This window comes from Shewanella sp. GutCb, from assembly GCF_002836135.1.
Taxonomy (GTDB): Bacteria; Pseudomonadota; Gammaproteobacteria; order Enterobacterales; family Shewanellaceae; genus Shewanella.
The window spans coordinates 66,815-88,186 of sequence record NZ_PJBL01000026.1 but is presented as its reverse complement, the minus strand read 5'-3'; the positions used below and the strand labels follow the sequence as shown (position 1 = coordinate 88,186).

Sequence of the window (21,372 nt, the reverse complement as noted above, 5' to 3'; positions counted from 1 at the left end):
TAAAATGTGATGTTTAACTCAAAGTCGCGAAAGAGTATCATATTGCTCACACAAGTTATAAAAACAAAACACACATGCCGCTAAGGCAGCTGGAGCGTACATCCCGGTCTATTCATGGGATGTATCAGTCAATAGAATAAGTGTCTGTTAAAAAGGAAGTGTCTGTGAGCAAAATAGTCCCTGTAATCAAGCAAGCCGATTTAATCGAAAGCGTTGCTGATGCCCTGCAATATATCTCCTATTATCACCCAAAAGATTTCGTTGACTCAATGGCCGATGCCTATGAGCGTGAAGAAAGCGCTGCCGCAAAAGATGCGATAGCGCAAATCTTGATCAATTCGCGCATGTCAGCCGAAGGTAAACGTCCTCTTTGCCAAGATACCGGTATCGTGACCAGTTTCGTTAAAATCGGCATGGCGGTTCAGTGGGATAAAACCGATATGACGGTTCAAGAAATGGTCGATGAAGGTGTACGCCGAGCCTACACTAATCCTGATAACCCTCTTAGAGCTTCTATTGTCGCAGATCCTGCTGGTGGCCGTAAGAACACCAAAGACAATACCCCGTCAGTCGTGCACGTTGAAATGGTGCCGGGCAATCATGTTGACGTTGCTATTGCAGCGAAGGGTGGTGGTTCTGAAAACAAATCTAAGATGGTGATGCTTAATCCATCTGATGACATTGCAGCATGGGTAGAAAAAACACTGCCGACAATGGGGGCGGGTTGGTGTCCTCCTGGAATGCTCGGGATCGGTATTGGTGGAACGGCCGAGAAAGCAGCGGTTATGGCGAAAGAATCGCTAATGGACCCGGTCGATATTCATGAGTTACAAGCACGCGGCGCAAAAACGACTGAAGAAAAGCTTCGATTAGATATTTTTGACCGAGCCAATAAACTGGGTATTGGTGCTCAAGGGCTTGGTGGCGTGACAACGGTGTTGGATATAAAAATTAAATCATCACCTACCCACGCAGCCTCTAAGCCTGTGGTTATGATCCCTAATTGCGCTGCAACACGTCATGTGCATTTCCATCTAGATGGCAGCGGGCCGGCAGAACTCACGCCTCCGTCACTTGAAGACTGGCCTAAGATCACTTGGGAAGTCGGTGAGAGTGTACGTCGGGTTAATCTTGATACGATTACACAAGCTGAGATGCAAGAGTGGAAAAGCGGCGATACCGTTTTGTTAAGCGGTAAAATGCTCACCGGACGCGATGCGGCACATAAGCGTATTCAAAGTTTGATTGAAAGCGGAGAAGGCTTACCTGAAGGCGTGGACTTTAAAGGTAAGTTTATCTATTACGTTGGTCCTGTTGATCCTGTTCGAGACGAAGTGGTTGGCCCTGCAGGTCCTACTACGGCGACTCGTATGGATAAGTTCACCGATCTTATGTTAGATAAAACTGGCCTGATGGGCATGATAGGTAAAGCTGAGCGTGGCCCTGCGACAGTTGAATCCATTAAGCAGCATAAGTCATGTTATTTAATGGCTGTAGGCGGCGCGGCATATTTAGTGTCAAAAGCCATTAAAAAGTCGAGAGTGGTGGCATTTGCCGATTTAGGCATGGAAGCTATTTACGAATTTGACGTAAAAGATATGCCCGTTACCGTGGCGGTTGATTCTAATGGCGTGAATGCTCACGAGACAGGACCTGCTATCTGGAAAGTGAAGCTAAACGGGTAGTGACACAGCGGCATGACTCTATAGTCGCTATCACATTAACGGAAAGTTAACGGCGCTATTGATATAGCGTCTGCTCTGAATGGCTTAAACGTATTGCTTAAGCCATTTATTTTGGATAGTGTCTGTATCGCTCCAGGGATTATTTTGTCGCCCATCGTGGTAACACACCTTTAAACATAACAATAAGACTAAAACGATGAAAAAAACTGCAATCATTATGGCGTTAGCATCTGCTGGCGCTGTTTTTAGCGTACAAGCTGCAACACCCAAGCCTTTCACCGTCCAACAGTTAGTTAAAATCAATAAGCTCCATTCGGCTGTATTATCCAATGATGGCACCAAAGTGGTCTATGCTGTCAAAAATGTTGATGCTAATGGAAAGGGCAGTTCAGACCTTTATATCCAAGATTTAGACTCAAGCACTGCTAATGTGAAACAAATTACCCAGTTTGCCGGTACAGAGCACAGTGTTGCCTTTGGCCCAAACGACAAGAGCATCTATTTTCTTGCTGCTCGCAATGGCTCAAGTCAGCTATATCAACTAGCACTCGATGGTGGCGAAGCTAAACAAGTTTCTGATTTCCCACTCGACGTTGAAGGTTTTAAGCTTTCAAATGACGGCACTCAAGCCGTGGTTAACATGCGTGTTTTCCCAGACTGTAAAGACCTCAACTGCTCAAAAGAGAAGTTTGATGCCGAAGCTGTGCGTACCTCAACAGGTCGAGAGTATAAGCAGTTAATGGTTCGCCACTGGGATACCTGGAATGACCATTCAAGAAGCCACTTATTTGTCGCTAAGCTAAATGGTAAGACGGTCACTACGGCTGTTGATGTTACCGCAGGCTTAGATACTGAAACGCCCCCAAAGCCTTTCTCTGGTATGGAAGAAGTGACGTTCACGCCCGATGGAAAGTACGTTGTTTATAGCGCTAAAGCGCCGAGTAAAGATCAAGCTTGGACGACAAACTACGATTTATGGCAAGTCAGTGTTGATGGCGGTGATGTTAAAAATTTAACTGAAGCGAATAAAGCGTGGGACGCTCACCCCACTTATTCTGCAGATGGACGTTATTTAGCTTATTTAGCGATGTCGAAACCCGGTTTTGAGGCTGATCGTTATCGCATCATGCTGCGTGACACTGTCACTGGCCAAGAAAAAGAGGTTGCGCCGCTGTGGGATCGTAGCCCAAGCTCATTGGCATTTGGTAAAGACAACAAAACGCTTTACGTCACCGCTCAAGATATTGGGCAAGTCTCTATCTTCGAAGTTAATACCCAGTTTGGTGATGTTAAAACCATCTATAACGAAGGCAGTAACAGTGTCGTTGGGATCAATGCGGACAAGATTATATTCAGCAATAAGTCACTGGTTGAACCAGGCGATCTTTATTCAATTAATCTAGATGGTCAAAACCTAAACCGTTTAACTGAGATAAACAAGGATAAGCTGGCTGAAATAAAATTTGGTGAATATCAGCAGTTTAGCTTTAAAGGTTGGAATAACGAAGAGGTTTATGGTTACTGGATAAAACCAAGTAACTATAAAGCGGGCGAGCAATACCCGATTGCCTTTTTGGTTCACGGTGGACCACAAGGTTCATTCGGTAACTCTTTTAGCAGTCGCTGGAATGCACAGCTATGGGCCGGCGCTGGTTATGGCGTAGTGATGATTGATTTCCACGGTTCAACTGGCTATGGCCAAGCATTTACCGATTCAATTACTCAAGATTGGGGCGGTAAGCCGCTTGAAGATCTACAAAAAGGCCTCGCGGCGGTGACTCAGCAGCAGAAATGGCTTGATGGCGACCGTGCTTGTGCACTGGGTGGTTCATACGGCGGCTACATGATGAACTGGATCGAGGGTAACTGGAGCGATGGTTTTAAATGCCTCGTTAACCACGCGGGTCTATTCGACATGCGCTCTATGTATTACGTCACTGAGGAGCTATGGTTCCCTGAGTATGAATTTGGCGGCACCTATGCCGACAACAAAGACCTTTACGAAAAGTTCAACCCAGTTAACTACGTCGATAACTGGAAGACACCGATGTTAGTTATTCATGGTGAGAAAGATTTCCGTGTTCCTTACGGTCAAGGACTTGCTGCCTACACATTTATGCAGCGTAAAGGGATCCCATCTGAGCTATTGGTTTACCCAGATGAAAACCACTGGATTTTAAACCCTGATAACTTAGAGCAATGGTACGACAATGTTCTAGGCTGGATGGACCGCTGGACCGAGAAGTAAATACGATGATGAAAAGCCAGAACATATGTTCTGGCTTTTTTTTTTGCTTTCTTGAGCTCACTGTTTTCCAAACAGCATTTAACAATGGAATGATATGACAAAATTAGCCAATACTCCTAAACCACCGTATTACTGTGTGGTGTTTACTTCAGTTTTATCTGCCGATACTGAAGGCTACCATGCCATGGGGGCGCGCATGGTTGAATTAGCACTAAACCAACCGGGATTTTTAGGGATTGAAGCAGCACGAGAAGAGCTCGGCATTACGGTCTCCTATTGGCAAACGCTCGATGCCATTAAGGCGTGGAAACAAAATGCTGAACACCTGCAAGCACAGGCAATGGGGAAAGAGAAGTGGTATAGCCGTTTTGCACTGAGGATCGCAAAGGTGGAACGTGACTACTTAATCTAAAAAGATTTTGGTATTAATAAATTAACAAAGGCGGCTTAAGAAAAGTTGATTTGATCTTCCTGTTAGAGTCAAAAAAGCAATGATAATTTCTATCAGTGTAAAGCCTATTTTCATAAGTCCAATGGGTGATATAAAAATACTCATAACGACGAATGCGCAGCCTACATCAACCTAAACGGTAGCAATAATTATTGCGGTTACGTATTGATATATTGTTATGGTTGAATATTACATGGATCGCATTTTGAAAGTGAAGCCCTCCAATAACCGTCATATTGTCTTTATCTATCAATCAGTGACGTCATTCCGAAACATGACCCTTTCGACAGCCCTTAACAATGCTGATTTCCTATTTATTTATCCGGCTATTTAAGGAGAATAATGAAAGTGAATTAAGCGTTAAAACTATTCTAAATATGAACTCTCAGTAGGTATTAGATAATGTCTATCATTACATTGTGAATTTTTTTGATTTTAAAATCATACGTGGACACGTCAATTGACAGTTATCTCTATTCTATATAGTTATGGTCGGTTGAAAATATTTCAATGCAACATTTCATCTAGATGAAATGTTTAGATGTAAAAAGGCCTGCATTAGAGCAGGCCTTTTAGCGTTAGCTTACTTTGGGGCTAAGTCCACTTCAAAAAACTTAGTAAATCCAAAGACGACATTAGCTAAAATTGGTTCATGGTGTTGTCTTTACCCGATGCTTTAAGCGCTTGGTCACCAGAGAAGTATTCTTTATGAGCATCACCCATATCAGAACCTGCCATGTTTTGATGTTTAACACATGCAATACCTTGGCGGATCTCTTTACGCTGTACGTTGGCGACATAACCAAGCATACCTTGGTCGCCAAAGTACTCTTTGGCAAGGTTATCAGTCGATAGCGCAGCAGTATGATAAGTCGGTAACGTAATAAGATGATGGAAAATGCCGGCTTCACGAGCAGAATCGGATTGGAAAGTACGGATTTTTTCATCTGCCTGAATGGCGAGTTCAGTAGTATCGTAATCGACACTCATCAACTGTTCACGGTTATAAGCTGTCACATCTTGGCCAGCCTCTTTCATTGCGTCAAACACTTGCTGACGGAAGTTAAGAGTCCAGTTGAACGATGGTGAGTTGTTATACACCAGCTTGGCATTTGGAACGGTCTTACGGATCTCGTTAACCATGGCACCAATCTGAGATACATGTGGCTTCTCAGTTTCAATCCAAAGTAGATCTGCGCCATTTTGTAATGAAGTAATGCAATCCAATACACAACGCTCTTCACCTGTACCTGCACGGAACTTAAACAGTCCGTTTGGTAAACGAGAAGGTTTAACGAGTTGTCCGCCTTGCTGGAAGACAACATCACCGTTTGCAAGTTCGGCTGCATCGATAGCCTCAACTTCAAGGAATGAGTTGTATTGGTCACCCAAATCACCAGCTTCGCTAGTCACGGCAATCTTTTGAGTCAAACCGGCACCCAAAGAATCGGTACGAGCTACAATGACGCCGTCATCAATTCCGAGTTCTAAAAATGCATAACGCACTGCGTTTATTTTTGCTAAAAACTCAACATGTGGGACGGTAACTTTTCCGTCTTGGTGGCCACACTGCTTAACATCAGACACTTGGTTTTCTAACTGAATACAACAAGCGCCGGCTTCAATCATCTGCTTAGCCATCAGATACGTGGCTTCTTCATTACCAAAACCAGCGTCAATGTCGGCGATAATTGGTACTACGTGAGTTTCAAAGTTATTAATTTTATCTTGAATCGCGCTCTTTTCACTTGCACTAGCAGCGTCTAGCTGACGGAATAAGCCGCCTAATTCGCGCGCATCGGCTTGGCGAAGGAAGGTGTACAATTCTTTGATGAGGGCCGCTACAGACGTCTTCTCATGCATTGATTGGTCAGGGAGGGGACCAAACTCACTACGAAGCGCCGCAACCATCCAACCAGAAAGGTATAAGTAACGACGTTTAGTGGTTAGCAGATGTTTTTTAATCGAAATCATTTTTTGCTGGGCAATAAAACCATGCCAACAACCGAGAGACTGGGTGTACTGCGAAGTGTCCTTATCGTAGTTGTCCATATCTTCACGCATAATCTTGGCAGTATACTTAGCGATGTCCAACCCAGTTTGAAAACGATTCTGTAACCGCATACGCGCTACTGATTCTGGGTTGATTGCATTCCATGCACTACCTTCTGCATTAATCAAGGTAGCGGCTTCATCGATGTTAGTTCTGTAGTTTGTCATGCGTATATTCCTTTAACAATATGATTGGCGGCAATTGATTACGTTGAAAATATTAGTTAGATTTGGTTAAATAAGTCTAATTTATAGTTTCTATTCTCGGTATTTATCTTATGAATATATCTCGTATCGACCTGAATTTGTTGGTTTATTTAGATGTTTTACTACGTGAACGAAATGTTACCAGAGCAGCTGATCAACTAGGAATCAGCCAACCCGCGATGAGTAATGGTCTAAAAAGGTTGCGGACATTGTTTGATGATCCCTTGCTAATTAGGACTAGCCAAGGGATGACGCCCACTGAAAGAGCGCAAGAGTTGCAGCCAACAATAAGCGAGTTAATGATTGGTTTAGAAAAAGCCGTACAGCCACGTGCCGATTTTAATGCTGCAGAAAGTGAAAAAGTCTTCCGTGTTATGGCAAGTGATTATGCTGAAGCGACATTGATCCCACCGCTTATTGCAAAGCTTCGTACTGAAGCGCCTAATATTATTCTTGATATCATGACCCCAAGCGACGTCAATTTCCCTGATGTAGAACAAGGAAGAGTCGATATGGTGATCAATCGATTTGATAGTATTCCACAATCTTTTCATCAAAAAGTACTCTGGAGTGATGACTTTAGTTGCCTGATAAGTAAGACAAATCCTGTATTGGAGAAGTTTTCACTTGAAAGTTATCTAGAAGCCAAACATGTATGGGTTAGCAAGACGGGAATGGGCGTTGGGGTTGGTATGGACCCAGATGATGTACAGCGGTTAGGATGGGTCGATGAAGCGTTAACACGGATAGGCGTTAAGCGACGTATTACTGTATTTACTCGGCATTACCAAGCAGCCTGTTTGTTGGCGGAGCAACAAGATTTGATCGCAACCATACCAAGTAAGATGGCCAGGCAGTACGAGCATAACGACCGTGTTAGCATTGTCGCACCGCCGTTTATCATACAACCCATCGCACTCACTATGGCGTGGAGCCCTTTACTACAGCATAATCCAGCGCATAAATGGATGAGGCAACTGATCACTAAAACAGCCGATAGTTTTAGTCGTGGTAATGGCTAATAAGTTGTATTTAGTCAAAAGTGACGTTAAATAACACCAAAAAGCTATTTTGCATAAGTTTGGTGAATAGTGGGAATAACAGCTATAAACTGGATAAATGTGTATTGCTTGATATAGGGTAAAGAAAATTACCCTTCATAGGTGTAATCAATAGATGGATGATAAGTGCTCGAGCAACTTAAGAGCGGTGCAAAGGATGAACAGGGGCAAAACATGACAACATATATTCAAATCGGTGGTCTACAAGTCGCCACTGAGTTAGCTAATCTCGTCGAAAACGAAATGTGTCCTGGTACAGGAATGAATGCAAAGTCGGTTTGGGCTAAATTCGAAGAGATCGTCACTGAGTTTTCCCCAATCAATCGTCAGCTGTTAGAGAAGCGAGAGCAATTGCAACATCAGTTGGATGAATGGCATGTCGGCAATAAAGGCAATGATTTTGACTCGGACGCCTATAAAGTATTTCTTTACGATATTGGTTACTTAGTCGCTGAAGGTGAACCTTTTTCGATTAGTACTGAAAATGTTGATACCGAAATTACTCAGCAAGCAGGGCCGCAACTGGTCGTTCCCGTTAAGAATGCACGTTTCGCGCTAAATGCTGCAAATGCGCGTTGGGGAAGCTTATATGACGCATTATATGGTACCGATGCAATATCAGAGCAAGATGGCGCAGAGCTCACCAAAAGTTATAATCCTGTGCGCGGAGCCAAGGTGATAGCCTTCGCGAAACAGCATCTTGATACCGCCGCTCCATTGTCTAACGCCAGTCATGCAGAGGTGACTGAATACGTTGTTGACGCTGGTGAGCTAAAGGCAACGCTTAACAATGGCAATATAACAGGACTGGCACAAGCAGAGCGATTTGTTGGCTATCAAGGTTCAAAGCTGAGCCCTAGTGCTATTTTACTGAAAAATAACGGTCTACATATTGAGATCCAGATTGATGCTACCAGTGTCATAGGTAAAAGCGATCTGGCTGGCGTGAGTGATTTGTTAGTCGAAGCCGCAGTCACAACCATTATGGATTGTGAAGACTCAGTGGCCGCTGTTGACGCTGAAGATAAAGTTGAGATCTATCGTAATTGGCTAGGGTTGATGCAAGGTAACTTGTCTGCTTCAGTATCCAAAAATGGCAAAGAGATTATCCGCCAGCTTAATGAAGACCGTATATACCTCAATCCTAAAGGTCAAAAATTGGTCCTTGCGGGTAGAAGCTTACTCTTTGTGCGTAATGTTGGGCATCTAATGACCATCAATGCTGTGCTAGATAAAGAGGGCAGAGAAGTTCCTGAAGGGATCTTAGACGGTATGCTCACCGTACTTGCTGCAATGCATGATCTTAAAGGAAATAACAATAATCGAAGTAACAGCCGCAAGGGCTCAGTCAATATTGTTAAGCCCAAGATGCATGGTCCAGAAGAGGTTAAATTTACTTGTGATCTGTTTACTAAAATTGAAGACGCATTAAAGCTTGCCCGTAATACCATTAAAGTGGGCATTATGGATGAAGAGCGTCGTACTACCGTTAACCTTAAAGAGTGTATACGGGTGGCATCAGAGCGTGTGGTGTTTATCAATACTGGCTTTTTAGATAGGACCGGGGATGAGATCCATACGTCAATGCAAGCAGGACCTTTTGTAGCAAAATCGCTGATGAAACAACAGAAATGGATAGCAGCGTATGAAGATTGGAATGTTGATATCGGTTTAGAGTGCGGTCTGCAAGGCCGTTCACAAATAGGTAAGGGTATGTGGCCGATGCCTGACGAAATGGCCGCCATGTTAGCGCAGAAGATAGGGCACCCTAAAGCGGGCGCAAATACGGCTTGGGTTCCTTCACCCAATGGCGCAGTACTGCATTCTACCCATTACCATCAAGTCAATGTTAGGGATGTGCAGGACCAACTCAAGCTAAGATCACGCGCAAAGCTCGATGATCTGCTCACCATCCCTTTAATGCTCGAACCTGATACGTTGTCAGCAGAGCTTAAAGCCTTTGAATTAGAAAATAATGCCCAAGGTATATTAGGTTATGTGGTGCGTTGGATTGATCAAGGGGTGGGTTGCTCCAAAGTGCCTGATATCAATAACGTTGGTTTAATGGAAGACAGAGCGACATTAAGGATCTCTTCACAGCATCTGGCCAATTGGTTAGCACACGGAATATGCACTGAAGATGAAGTAATGGCTGCACTTAAAAAGATGGCGGCGGTGGTTGATAGTCAGAATAAAGTGGATAAACTCTATATCAATATGGCACCTAATTTTGATGGTATTGCGTTTAAAGCGGCTTGTGATCTAGTATTTAAAGGGCAAGAGCAACCATCCGGCTATACCGAACCTCTTTTACATGCTTATCGCATCCAAGCTAAATCGAAAACATGTTAAGTCGATAACAACAGCTAAAGCCAGTTAAGGCTTATTATCGTCAATACAGTTACATAAAATCATGCTTTATATTGTGTACTTTTATAAAAAATTGATTTTATGTAACATATATTAAAGATGAAAAAAGTGAGAATAAAACCTTGCTAGATCTGCAATTATTAGGGAGTAGTCTTGATGGCCTAGTGTTATGTGAATTTATGCTACCATCAAATAAAGCTTTAGAATAAATGCTTTATATAAATATCACATAAATGCATCAAGTTTATTTTCAACAATTAGCGGTTGTGTAGAAACAATTATAGATAGGTCGCGCGAAGCCGCGTCCTTATCCCAAGTGTTCAACAAGCCCTGTTTGAAGTGATCGTTATCAGGCTACTTTTCGTTAGTCAGCATGCCCCTCAGCGCAATGGTCAACAGCTTAAAACTTTAATTTCAGTCTCTTAAATTAACTTTACATCGTATCAGTTAAACCATTACCGTTATTTCCAACGTTAAATCATGACTTTTAAGTTTATCAGTCGTTTTAGTACGCCTATAAAACAGATTGGTTGCAGACGAGATATCTTGTACGTAAATTTCTGGCTTCTTGCCTATGTAAGTTTCAGATGTTAATGCCTCACTTTTCCTTTTAAGTCTCCCTTACGCAAAATTTGACACCAACAATATGATTATTATGTCGATTTATTATATCGCTCTAAGTTAAGCTAGCTGCCTAGAATGTAAAGTAAAAGGGTTAACTAGGTGAACGCTAAAGCGACGATAGTCATCATTGAAGATGAGTCCGCCATTGCAGAGAATCTTATCCATGTATTAGAAATGGATGGCTTTAAAGTGTGCTGGTTTGCAACCGGTGAACAAGGCTTGGCATTTTTGACTGAGAATATGGTTGATCTTTTGGTGCTTGATGTTGGTTTGCCCGACGTGAATGGTTTTGAGCTGTGTAAAACCATTCGAGATTTTTCTGATTTACCGATTATCTTTTTAACCGCGAGAAACGATGAGATAGATAGGGTCGTAGGTTTAGAAATTGGCGCAGATGATTACGTCACCAAACCTTTTAGCCCTAGAGAGATGTTGGCTCGAATTAAATTACGCATTAAGCGAGCGATAACGCATAGTATTGTAGTGGATAATAAGAAGACCATTGAACACACTCTAAATGGAGGTTTGCAGCCTATAAATTTTGATTATTGTGTTAATGGTCAGATGCTTGGTTTAACCGCAGTAGAGTTTAAAATTTTAAACAAGTTAATGAAGGACGGTGGCAATATACTCAGTCGAGAGCAGTTACTTGTCGCTGCCGATCTCGCGCCCTCAGCTGCCTATGAGCGAAACATCGATTCTCATATTAAGGCTATCCGGAGTAAACTTAAGCCGTTTGAATTGTCTGAATTTGTTAAGACTAAACGTGGTTTTGGTTATTTTTACAGTGAGAAGCTTGTGTAATGACCCACTGGCCAAAGATCCCGTTAGGGTTAAGATTATTTTCGCTGTATTTCATTCTTGTTGGTGTCACGGCTTATATGGTCAGTACTACCGTTATTCAAGAGCTTAAGCCTACCGTCCGCCAAACAACCGAAGAAACCCTTATTGACATGGCTAATTTGTTAGCCGTTCTCGCTGAGGAAGAAGTGGCTAATAATCTTATTTCAGAAAGCCGCTTCTCTAAGTTACTTGCAGCCTATGGACAGCGTGAACTTGAGTCCCGTACGTGGGAGCTAGGTAAAAAAGCGCTTAATCACCGCATCTATATTACCAATAAAAATGGCATTGTGATTGCTGATTCTTGGCAGCAAGATGTGGGTGAAGATTATTCACAGTGGAACGATGTGTATTTAACCTTGCGGGGAGAATATGGCGCGCGCAGTACAACAGAGAACCCCAACGATCCTTCATCGTCGGTGATGCATGTTGCTGCGCCAATCTATCATGACAATACCATTATTGGCAGCGTCACGGTTGCCAAAGCTAACCGTTCTGTACAGCCATATATAGACCTTTCTAAGCGAAATGTTCTTTATTGGATGATATTAATGAGTGGCTTAGTGTTACTTGCTGGTGGGATTTTTTCATGGCGGATCCATTCAGCTTTGCACAAACTAGAAGATTACGCTGATAAAATGGGTCGCGGCGAAAAAGTGATTAAACCCACATTTCGCGTATTCTATGAATATGGCAACTTGAGCGATGCCTTAGAGAAAATGCGAGAGCAAATTGATGGTAAAAAATATGTAGAGCAGTATGTAGAAACGCTCACTCATGAGTTAAAGAGTCCGCTTTCAGCAATAAAAGGGGCCAGCGAAATTCTACAAACGCCGTTATCTACAGATAAAGTCACACGCTTTTCAGCTAATATCGAGCGTGAAAGCGATCGTATGCAATCTTTAATTGATAAATTATTGGAGCTTGCTAGGTTAGAAAAGCGGCCACAGCTGGATGCATTGGTGCAAATTAATCTACACGACATTATAAACGAGATTAACTTGGCATCTGAGGTACGGTTAATCGCTAAGTCGGTCACATGTCAGTTTGAAAATCATGCATTACAAGATAAAGGCAACACTTACCACGTATTGGGAGACGAGTTTTTATTTAAACAAGCGCTGTTCAACTTGATGGATAATGCGATTGATTTTGTTAACCCGAACGGCACTATTAAATGGTCACTGACGTGTGACAGCAATAGGGTTTTGCTTACTATTGACAATACTGGCCCGCAGATCCCCGAATACGCTATGGAGCGTATTATTGAACGTTTTTACTCCTTACCAAGAGAAAATGGCATTAAAAGTACCGGTTTAGGGCTCAATTTTGTTGAACAAGTAGTTAAGCTGCACCATGGTTTACTCAAGATAGAGAATGTTCTTCAGGGCGTTAGAGTCTCTATCATTTTACCTAGAAGCACAAACTCCATCTAATCTCCACATTCACTCCATTAAATCTCCAATTGTTATTTATAAAATGAAACAATCAACTATTGGAGAATGACGTGTGAAAAATATACTAAATAATCAGATCGTGACTAAATTGGGGTTTATCCTTTTACTTTTTGTATTACTGCAGATCCCCGTATCGATGGTCAGTAATTTAATCTCTGAGCGTTCTCTGCGTTTACAAGAAGTGCGGGAAGAGATCGCGCGCAGTAGTCATGGCGCACAGCGGATTATTGGTCCGTTTATTAGCGTTAATTATACTAAAATGGTAAATCATGAAGGCAAGTTCTATTCCACTGAATATCGGAAGTATATTTTACCTGAGTCATTTAAAATGAATGCTGACTTAGAAAGCTATGCCAAGTATCGGGGGATCTACCAAGCGCGATTATACAAAGCAGATAGCCATCTAAGCGGGTCCTTTGATCTAAGCCCCTTAAAAGAGTTAGATCAGCATCAGATAAAATCGGTTTCAATGGTTGTAGGTGTCCGTGATAGCAGGGGCCTGATAAAACTCAACAAGATGACGTTAGGGGGCAAAAGCATTGAGGTGAAACCGGGGACTGGGCTTAATCAGTTTGCTCAAGGGTTTCATATCAATCTTGATATAAATCAGCTTACAGTTTCGGCTCCAATGGCCTATGACTTAAACTTTTTACTGCAAGGTATGGAGTCGATTCAGGTTACGCCAATCGGTAAAGTATCCAGCATTGAAATGAGATCTAAGTGGCCTCATCCGAGTTTTATTGGTGACTTTTTACCGATCTCGTCTGAGATCTCTGCTAAAGGATTTAACGCGCAATGGCAAAGCAACAACTTTTCTTCAAATATTAGTCAGCTGTTTGAACGTTGCATGGCCGATTCTACGGCATGTGTTGAGCTGGAACGTCGTCAAATGGGAGTTGATTTAATTGAGCCTGTTGATCATTACCTTAAATCCCATAGAGCAGTGAATTATTCGTTGTTGATTATTACGCTTGTATTTGCGAGTTTCTTTTTATTGGAACTGTTTCAAGCTCGTTTAATGCACCCTGTCCAGTATGGTTTTGTTGGCCTAGCATTGGCGCTATTTTATCTATTACTTATCTCTTTAAGTGAGCATATTGGCTTTAATTGGGCTTATGTCTTATCTGCTATAGCCTCTACGGTATTACTGAGCGGCTATGTCGGTGGTATGTTACATAATGGCAAACATGGCAAGTTATTTGGTGTCTGTCTAATCGCTCTTTATGGTTTATTGTTTGGCCTGCTTCAGGCTGAAAGCTATGCTTTGTTAATGGGAAGCTTACTTTGCTTTGCCATTTTAAGCTTGTTGATGCTACTTACAAGAAATGTAGATTGGTACCAACGAAGCAGCGACGCTTTACCAGAAGCAAAAAAGCATGAAACTAAAATGAGTGAAATAGAGGTTGTGGATGACAACTCATAAAGGAATGATTGATAGAGGACATAAAGTAGACCTTACTTATTTACATTTCTCCTTGGGACGTGCGCTTACCAGCTTGGTATTATTACTGGTGCTAATTTTTATTGCTCTTTTTGTTCGAGATGCGTTTATTCGGCCAATTTTAGGCGATGCTCTGGTTGTTGTGTGGCTATATTATTTGCTATCGAGTTTTATTAATTTAACTTCTAGAACGCTGGTGGCAATCACCATACTCATCGCCTTTTGTGTTGAGTTTTCGCAGTATTTAAATATAGCTGAACTGCTGGGGATCAAATCAGCCACAGTGTTAAGTATCATTTTAGGTGCGACATTTGATGTGGGAGATTTAGTTGCTTATTTAGCCGGAGGCGCAGTGTGTATTATTGCTGAACATATACGTGTAAGGTTAAAAGAGTCTGTAGATTGAATGTATGAGAATGTTTAAGCGGAAAGAGCAGCCGCTAATTATAAGTTCTTAGAAGTAAAAAAGACTAGCCAAGTTGGCTAGTCTTTTTTCGTTATGGTGACTAGAATTGCGAACCTATAAGCAGATTATTCATCGATATAATCATTACCGTAATAGCTAGCTAAAAGAACTTGCTTTAGCTCTGCAATAAGCGGGAAGCGTGGGTTTGCACCTGTGCATTGATCGTCAAATGCATCTTCGGCAAGCTCATCTAATTTTGCGATGAAATCGGCTTCGTTGACGCCGGCAGCTTGGATTGAGCTTGGAATGCCAATCTTCTCCTTGAGAGCATCAATTTCTTTAAGTAGAGCCTCGACTTTTTCTTCATCTGTAATGCCTTCACCTTGGGTGCCATTAAGTTTTAAGTGTTCTGCAATTTTGGCGTAGCGACACAGTGCTTTCGGTCTATCATATTGGCTAAACGCAGCCTGTTTAGTCGGCATATCTGTCGCATTAAAACGAATGACATTGCTAATTAGTAAAGCATTAGCGAGTCCATGGGCTAAATGAAACTCAGCCCCGAGTTTGTGGGCCATTGAGTGACAGACGCCTAGAAATGCGTTGGCGAATGCGATCCCGGCTATTGTAGCCCCATTATGGACTTTCTCTCGGGCGATAGGTGCGTTGGCACCGTGTTCATATGCAGCAGGTAAATGAGTAAACAGCAAATCGAGCGCTTGCAGTGCTTGACCATCACTGAATTCATTTGACATCACGCTGACATAAGCTTCAAGTGCATGGGTGATGGCATCAATTCCCCCAAAGGCCGTTAGTGATTTCGGCATATTCATGACGAGATTAGGATCAATAATTGCCATGTTTGGCGTTAGCTCGTAGTCTGCAATCGGATATTTCATCCCGGTCTTTTCATCTGTAACTACCGCAAATGGGGTAACTTCAGAGCCTGTACCTGAGGTTGTAGGTATGGCCACCATCATGGCTTTTTTACCTAGCTTTGGAAATTTGTAGATACGTTTACGGATATCCATAAAACGCAGTGCTAAGTCGGCAAAATCGACATCAGGGTGTTCGTACATGACCCATATAATTTTAGCCGCATCCATAGGAGAGCCACCACCGAGTGCAATAATAACGTCAGGTTGAAAGCTTTGAGCTACTTTTGCACCTTGATTCACGATGAGCATTGTAGGGTCAGCTTCAACGTCGTAAAACACTTCGGTTTCGAGACCTTGGCTCTTCAATATCTTAATTGTTTCATCACAGTAGCCATTATTAAACAGATATTTATCTGTCACGATAAGTGCTCGTTTCTTATCTGATAACTCTTCTAATGCAATCGGCAGGCTACCTCGGCGGAAATAGATAGAGGATGGAAGTTTGTGCCACAACATGTTTTCAGCCCTCTTAGCGACCATTTTTTTATTGATAAGATGGCTTGGGCCAACATTTTCAGATATTGAGTTACCGCCCCATGAACCGCAACCTAAGGTTAATGATGGTGCGAGTTTAAAGTTATAAAGATCCCCAATTCCGCCTTGTGATGCCGGAGTATTGATTAGGATACGCGCTGTTTTCATTCTAAAGCCAAATGCTTCAACGCGATCGGTTTGCGTATCTTGATTGGTATATAGCCCGGATGTATGACCAATGCCGCCTAGCGTGACGAGCGCTTCAGCTTTATCCATTGCATCTTCGAAATCATTAGCGCGATACATAGCCAGCAGCGGAGACAGTTTTTCATGGGCGAAGGCTTCGGCTTCATCTATATCGGTCACTTCACCAATAAGCACTTTGGTATTCTTGTGTACATCAATACCCGCCATTTTGGCAATAGTAGCGGCACTTTGACCCACGATATCGGCATTCAATCCACCATTATTAAGAATGACGTTTTGCATCAAAGCCGTTTCTTCAGTGTTTAACATGTAACCACCGTGGCTGATAAAACGCTCTTTGACTACATCATAGATCTCATCGACCACCACCACGGCTTGTTCAGAGGCACATACCACCCCGTTATCAAATGTTTTTGACATTAATATAGAGCTAACCGCTCGTTTAATATCAGCGGTTTCATCAATGACAATAGGCGTATTGCCCGCTCCCACGCCAATGGCAGGTTTGCCTGATGAATAGGCGGCTTTAACCATTCCGGGGCCACCCGTGGCCAAAATGAGATTAATATTTGGGTGTGTCATCAGTTGATTTGATAATGCCACAGATGGTTCATCAATCCAGCCGATAATATCATTAGGTGCACCAGCAGCAACTGCAGCTTCTAGCACTATTCGTGCAGCTGTGGTTGTGGATTGTTTAGCTCTAGGATGAGGCGAGAAGATAATCCCATTACGGGTTTTAAGGCTTATGAGTGCTTTGAATATCGCGGTTGAAGTCGGGTTTGTGGTGGGCACAATACCACAGATGATACCGACAGGCTCCGCGATAGTAATCGTCCCGAAAGTTGGGTCTTCAGATATGATCCCACAGGTCTTTTCATCTTTATATTTGTTGTAGATATATTCTGAGGCAAAGTGGTTTTTAATCACTTTATCTTCAAGTACACCCATTCTCGTTTCGGTTGCCGCCATTTTAGCTAATGGTATTCGTGCATCTGCAGCAGCAAGCGCGGCTGCCCTGAATATAATATCGACCTGCTCTTGTGAGAATTCGGCAAATTGTCGCTGCGCTTCAACGACTTTGCTTACCAGATTATTGAGGTCTTGCTCATTGGTGACTGTCATAGTGTGTATCCTAAAAAAATTTAGCAAAATTTGGGTTTGCTAACCTTTCTCTGACTACCTTTAGAGTCTATGAAGAAAAATTACACTCAAATGACCTATTTCACCGTGATCAGTCCCGCAAAAATGTTGCTATCTGTAATAAAATAACTATGTTAGCAACAGAGTGTTACGTTTTTACAGCAAAGTGCCGTGTAAATGGTTTAATAAAATTTATTCAAAATTGTGATTTTGGTTAGATAAACTCATTTTTCCTTTTTAAGGAGTTGCGTTAGAGTAGCGCAACTTTTTTTATATCATCAATAACGCGCTCGACCGCAGAGGATAAGACGTTGGATTTAACTATTTATTTTAAGTTTTTTCTAGGGTTAGTAGCAATCATCAATCCAGTTGGATTGTTACCTGTATTTGTGAGCTTAACCAGTCACCAAACGATAGCTGAACGCAATCAAACCGGCAAAGTGGCTAACCTTGCCGTGGTGATCATACTGTTAGTCACCATTTTTGCTGGGCAACATATTTTGAATATGTTCAGCATTTCTCTCTCAGCGTTTAGGATCGCCGGTGGTACTCTTATTTGCATCATCGCGATGTCGATGTTGCAAGGTAAGCTAGGTGAAGTTAAACGCAACAAAGAGGAAGATCGAGAAGCATCTGGTATGGAATCCGTTGCGGTTGTGCCGCTTGCCCTTCCTTTAATGGCAGGCCCTGGTGCTATTAGTTCGGTTATTGTCACTGCCGCTGAGTATAAGACTTTAGAAAATCTAATTGGTATGTCTATTACGATTATTTTGTTTGGACTATTGAGTTTTAGCCTGTTTCGTATGGCCCCTGTTATATTTAAAGTGCTGGGCAACACTGGCATTAACGTGATTACTCGTCTGATGGGATTGTTGATGCTTTCCATAGGCATTGAAGTTATTGCTGCCGGCGTTAAAGGCTTGTTTCCCGGGATGATGTATTAACGATTACCTACAGTAATGCAAAGGCACCTATTAAGGTGCCTTTTTTGTGCCGGTAGCAGATAACAGAGTCTAGAGATTAAATACAGGTACTTATTAACATTATACTAAAGACACTCGCTATACTTTCAAGAACGAATACATGAGTACGGACAAATCACCATGCTAATCACAAGCACCCAGCGTCCTTTATATGTAAAGCAACTGTTTGATAGGGATAGTTGCACGTACACCTACCTGCTGGGAGATCCAAAAACCCATGAAGGGGCGATTATTGATGCGGTTAAAGAACATCTGCAACGAGACCTGCAATATATTGAAGAGCTTGGTATCGAGCTTCTCTATATCATTGAAACGCATATTCATGCCGACCACATCACTTCTGCTGGTTTAATCCGACAAAAAACCGGTGCGCAGATTGTTTACAGTCAGGCGGCAGCTGTCAAATCAATTGATATAGACCTGAAAGAGGGTGATGAACTTCCAATTGGGGGACATCACATCAGGGCAATAAATACACCGGGCCATACCCATGGCTGTATGAGTTTTTATGTGGATGGTATGGTTTTTACCGGTGACTGCTTATTAATCCGGGGCTGTGGCCGTACAGACTTTCAAGAGGGGAACTCAGGGGATTTGTACCATAGCATCACCGAAAAACTGTTTAGTTTGGCAGATGAAACGGTCATTTATCCAGGGCATGATTATAACGGTAAAACCAGCTCAACGATTGCTGAAGAGAAACAATGGAATCCTCGGGTGGGTCAAAAAAAATCATTCGATGATTTTTTGCAGATCATGAGTAATCTGAACTTAGACATACCTAAAAAAATCAATGAAGCTGTCCCCGCCAATACTAACTGCGGTATTAACTTTAATCCGGATGCTTATATTCATAACGACTTTTCGATGAATGCGCTTTATAGCGTTTGGCTAAAAGAAAACAGCAACACATTAATCATCGATAATCGCACAAAAGAAGAATATTCAAAAGGGCATATCCCTCGTAGTCACAACATACCCTTTGGGACTGAGTCACAACACCTGGAAGAATTGAAAGGCTTTAATCATATCTACATCTACTGCCATTCAGGGCGTAGAGCCCAAACCGCATTAACCAATCTGTCTATTATGGGGCTGGATAATATTACCTGCGTTAGCCATTCAGGTTTACCTGAATGGATTGCAATGAAATACCCAATAGAGCGCTAAGTTTATACATACTTTATTAGCCGTATTCTGAATACGGCTCACTTAACGGTATAGCGCTTAGCTTCAGCTGATGCTTGTAGCGGGTAATAAAGGTAAGGGCCTTATGGGATTGTTGTAACAAGTAAATGCCTACATAAGGTATTGAAATTCGTCGTTATAAAACAAGATCATTGTTTAGCTTATTGCTTAACTCACTGTAGATAGCTAAAAAGTGATAGACAGTATTGTAAATGAGTCGATTTCATTGCCAATCAATATCTATCACCGCAGTGCAAGTTAGGTATTAAAGCTCGCGGTTTAATTCAATCATCGAGCCTGACTTCGGGCTAAACAGATGTTGATGCAGTCTTGCTGCAAATTCGTCTGTCATTCCTGAAATGTAATCTGCGATAACACGGTGGCAATTGAGTCCTTGATCTTTTGCTTCAATCCAACGCGCTTGGGTATTTGTTGGCAGTAGTCGCTCAGGATCTGAAATGAAGGCCTCAAATAACTCCATCACAATTTGTTGGCCTTTATACTCGAGCATCTGAATCTCAGGTTTTCGAATCACGTATTGATATACAAATAGCTTTAGCGTGTTAAGCGCGGAGTCAAAAGGGCCTTCAAGCGCTGCGTTAAATTTAAGCAGTGGCTCACTAAACCCGTCTACCTCGGTAATCGATATCGCGGTGACAAAACCATTGACTAAAGTACCAATCGCGTCTTTTCTAAGATGGTGTTTACTCGAAAATAGTCGTTGTCCAATAGTGGAAAACTCGCTTTTAATCCAGTCGTCATCGCTTTCTTTAAGTTGGCTTTCAACATCTTCAGTCCATTGCTCACGGCTGACAATGCCCATCACAATAGCATCTTCTAAATCGTGCACAGCGTAGGCAATATCATCCGCAAGCTCCATGATAGAGCAATCAAATGATTTGTATTGCGTTCTTTGATGCTTTGATTCATCAACTAAGTGATGAGAGAGAAACAGTGCTTTATCGGCTTCTGACAATGGGTCTAACACCCAGTTTAGTACCTCTAAGTCATCATCAAATAGTCCTTTAACCGGTGGCCACTCAGAGGGTTTTAACTGACGAAAGCGGCTAACCTCACTAAAAGGCAATTCACGGTGGAGCAGGCTATAGGGGGCCGGGTACTTGAGTATACCTAATAACGTGCGTCGACATAGGTTCATGCCATAATATTCGGTATAGGGTTCTAGGCGAGCTAATATCCTAAAGGTTTGGCCATTTCCTTCAAAACCGCCGTGTTTGCGCATCATATAGTTAAGTGCAACTTCACCGCCATGACCAAATGGTGGGTGACCTATATCGTGGGCAAGACATATCGACTCTATCAAGCTCATCGAATCGAGTAGTTCATCATGCTCTGGGTGTTTCTGTTTAAGCTGTGCACGAATCCCCGTGCCTATTTGGCCTACTTCTAACGAATGGGTCAAGCGAGTACGATAAAAATCATTCATACCAATGCCTAAGACCTGAGTCTTAGCTTGTAGTCGCCTGAAGGCGGCTGAATGCAGAATACGGGCACGGTCTCGTTGGTAAGGGCTACGATGATCGTTACGTCTTTGCTTGTCTTCAGCTAAACGTCTTTCATGCCAGGGTGTTTGATCCAT

General features: G+C 42.4%; 14 protein-coding genes. 11 read left to right on the top strand and 3 right to left on the bottom strand.

Translation table 11 applies throughout. The annotated features are described in order from the left end of the window. Nucleotides 1-164 precede the first annotated feature (164 nt). The 3 genes from CXF86_RS15775 to CXF86_RS15765 all read left to right on the top strand — a co-directional run bounded on the left by CXF86_RS15775 (nucleotide 165) and on the right by CXF86_RS15765 (nucleotide 4,345). Nucleotides 165-1,685, top strand: coding sequence for a fumarate hydratase (locus CXF86_RS15775; protein ID WP_101089102.1), 1,521 nt, complete (start codon nucleotides 165-167; stop codon nucleotides 1,683-1,685). 196 nt (nucleotides 1,686-1,881) lie between these two features. Continuing rightward, complete coding sequence (locus tag CXF86_RS15770) at nucleotides 1,882-3,933, top strand: dipeptidyl-peptidase 5 (protein ID WP_102039459.1); 2,052 nt, start codon at nucleotides 1,882-1,884, stop codon at nucleotides 3,931-3,933. A 94-nt stretch (nucleotides 3,934-4,027) separates the two neighbouring features. Beyond that, nucleotides 4,028-4,345: an antibiotic biosynthesis monooxygenase family protein gene (locus CXF86_RS15765; RefSeq protein ID WP_102039458.1), complete on the top strand. Its 318-nt coding sequence runs from the start codon at nucleotides 4,028-4,030 to the stop codon at nucleotides 4,343-4,345. 678 nt (nucleotides 4,346-5,023) lie between these two features. Here CXF86_RS15765 and CXF86_RS15760 read toward each other — a convergent pair. Next, nucleotides 5,024-6,604 carry an isocitrate lyase gene (locus tag CXF86_RS15760; RefSeq protein ID WP_101089228.1) on the bottom strand — a complete coding sequence of 527 codons (1,581 nt, stop codon included), beginning with the start codon at nucleotides 6,602-6,604 and terminating at the stop codon, nucleotides 5,024-5,026. Nucleotides 6,605-6,714: 110 nt separating this feature from the next. Here CXF86_RS15760 and CXF86_RS15755 point away from each other — a divergent pair, with 110 nt between their 5' ends. From CXF86_RS15755 to CXF86_RS15730, 6 genes are all read left to right on the top strand, one after another. Then, nucleotides 6,715-7,665 carry a LysR family transcriptional regulator gene (locus tag CXF86_RS15755; protein ID WP_101089227.1) on the top strand — a complete coding sequence of 317 codons (951 nt, stop codon included), beginning with the start codon at nucleotides 6,715-6,717 and terminating at the stop codon, nucleotides 7,663-7,665. Between the two features lie 213 nt (nucleotides 7,666-7,878). Continuing rightward, entirely contained in the window at nucleotides 7,879-10,056 is a 2,178-nt protein-coding gene (locus CXF86_RS15750; protein WP_102039525.1) for a malate synthase G, read from the top strand. 741 nt (nucleotides 10,057-10,797) lie between these two features. After that, entirely contained in the window at nucleotides 10,798-11,502 is a 705-nt protein-coding gene (locus CXF86_RS15745) for a response regulator (RefSeq protein ID WP_101091623.1), read from the top strand. Beyond that, entirely contained in the window at nucleotides 11,502-12,974 is a 1,473-nt protein-coding gene (gene creC, locus CXF86_RS15740) for a two-component system sensor histidine kinase CreC (protein WP_102039457.1), read from the top strand. Before CXF86_RS15745 ends, creC begins: the two co-directional genes overlap by 1 nt. A 73-nt stretch (nucleotides 12,975-13,047) precedes the next feature. Beyond that, nucleotides 13,048-14,418, top strand: coding sequence for a cell envelope integrity protein CreD (gene creD / locus CXF86_RS15735; RefSeq protein ID WP_102039456.1), 1,371 nt, complete (start codon nucleotides 13,048-13,050; stop codon nucleotides 14,416-14,418). After that, nucleotides 14,405-14,842, top strand: coding sequence for a ribosomal maturation YjgA family protein (locus CXF86_RS15730; RefSeq protein WP_101091626.1), 438 nt, complete (start codon nucleotides 14,405-14,407; stop codon nucleotides 14,840-14,842). The genes creD and CXF86_RS15730 overlap by 14 nt, the downstream gene beginning before the upstream one ends. Before the next feature lie 125 nt (nucleotides 14,843-14,967). On the opposite strand, the gene adhE is transcribed toward CXF86_RS15730, so the two are convergent. Next, nucleotides 14,968-17,583, bottom strand: a complete 2,616-nt coding sequence (gene adhE, locus CXF86_RS15725; RefSeq protein WP_102039455.1) for a bifunctional acetaldehyde-CoA/alcohol dehydrogenase — start codon at nucleotides 17,581-17,583, stop codon at nucleotides 14,968-14,970. Nucleotides 17,584-17,912: 329 nt separating this feature from the next. On the opposite strand from adhE, the gene CXF86_RS15720 reads away from it, so the two are divergent. Both CXF86_RS15720 and CXF86_RS15715 read left to right on the top strand, forming a co-directional pair. Continuing rightward, nucleotides 17,913-18,545, top strand: coding sequence for a YchE family NAAT transporter (locus CXF86_RS15720; RefSeq protein WP_101091628.1), 633 nt, complete (start codon nucleotides 17,913-17,915; stop codon nucleotides 18,543-18,545). A gap of 159 nt (nucleotides 18,546-18,704) precedes the next feature. Continuing rightward, nucleotides 18,705-19,754 (top strand): MBL fold metallo-hydrolase, encoded by a 1,050-nt coding sequence (locus tag CXF86_RS15715; protein WP_101091629.1) that lies wholly within the window; start codon nucleotides 18,705-18,707, stop codon nucleotides 19,752-19,754. 283 nt (nucleotides 19,755-20,037) lie between these two features. Here the strand turns inward: CXF86_RS15715 and CXF86_RS15710 are convergent, their stop codons facing one another. After that, nucleotides 20,038-21,372 carry an anti-phage deoxyguanosine triphosphatase gene (locus tag CXF86_RS15710; RefSeq protein ID WP_101091630.1) on the bottom strand — a complete coding sequence of 445 codons (1,335 nt, stop codon included), beginning with the start codon at nucleotides 21,370-21,372 and terminating at the stop codon, nucleotides 20,038-20,040.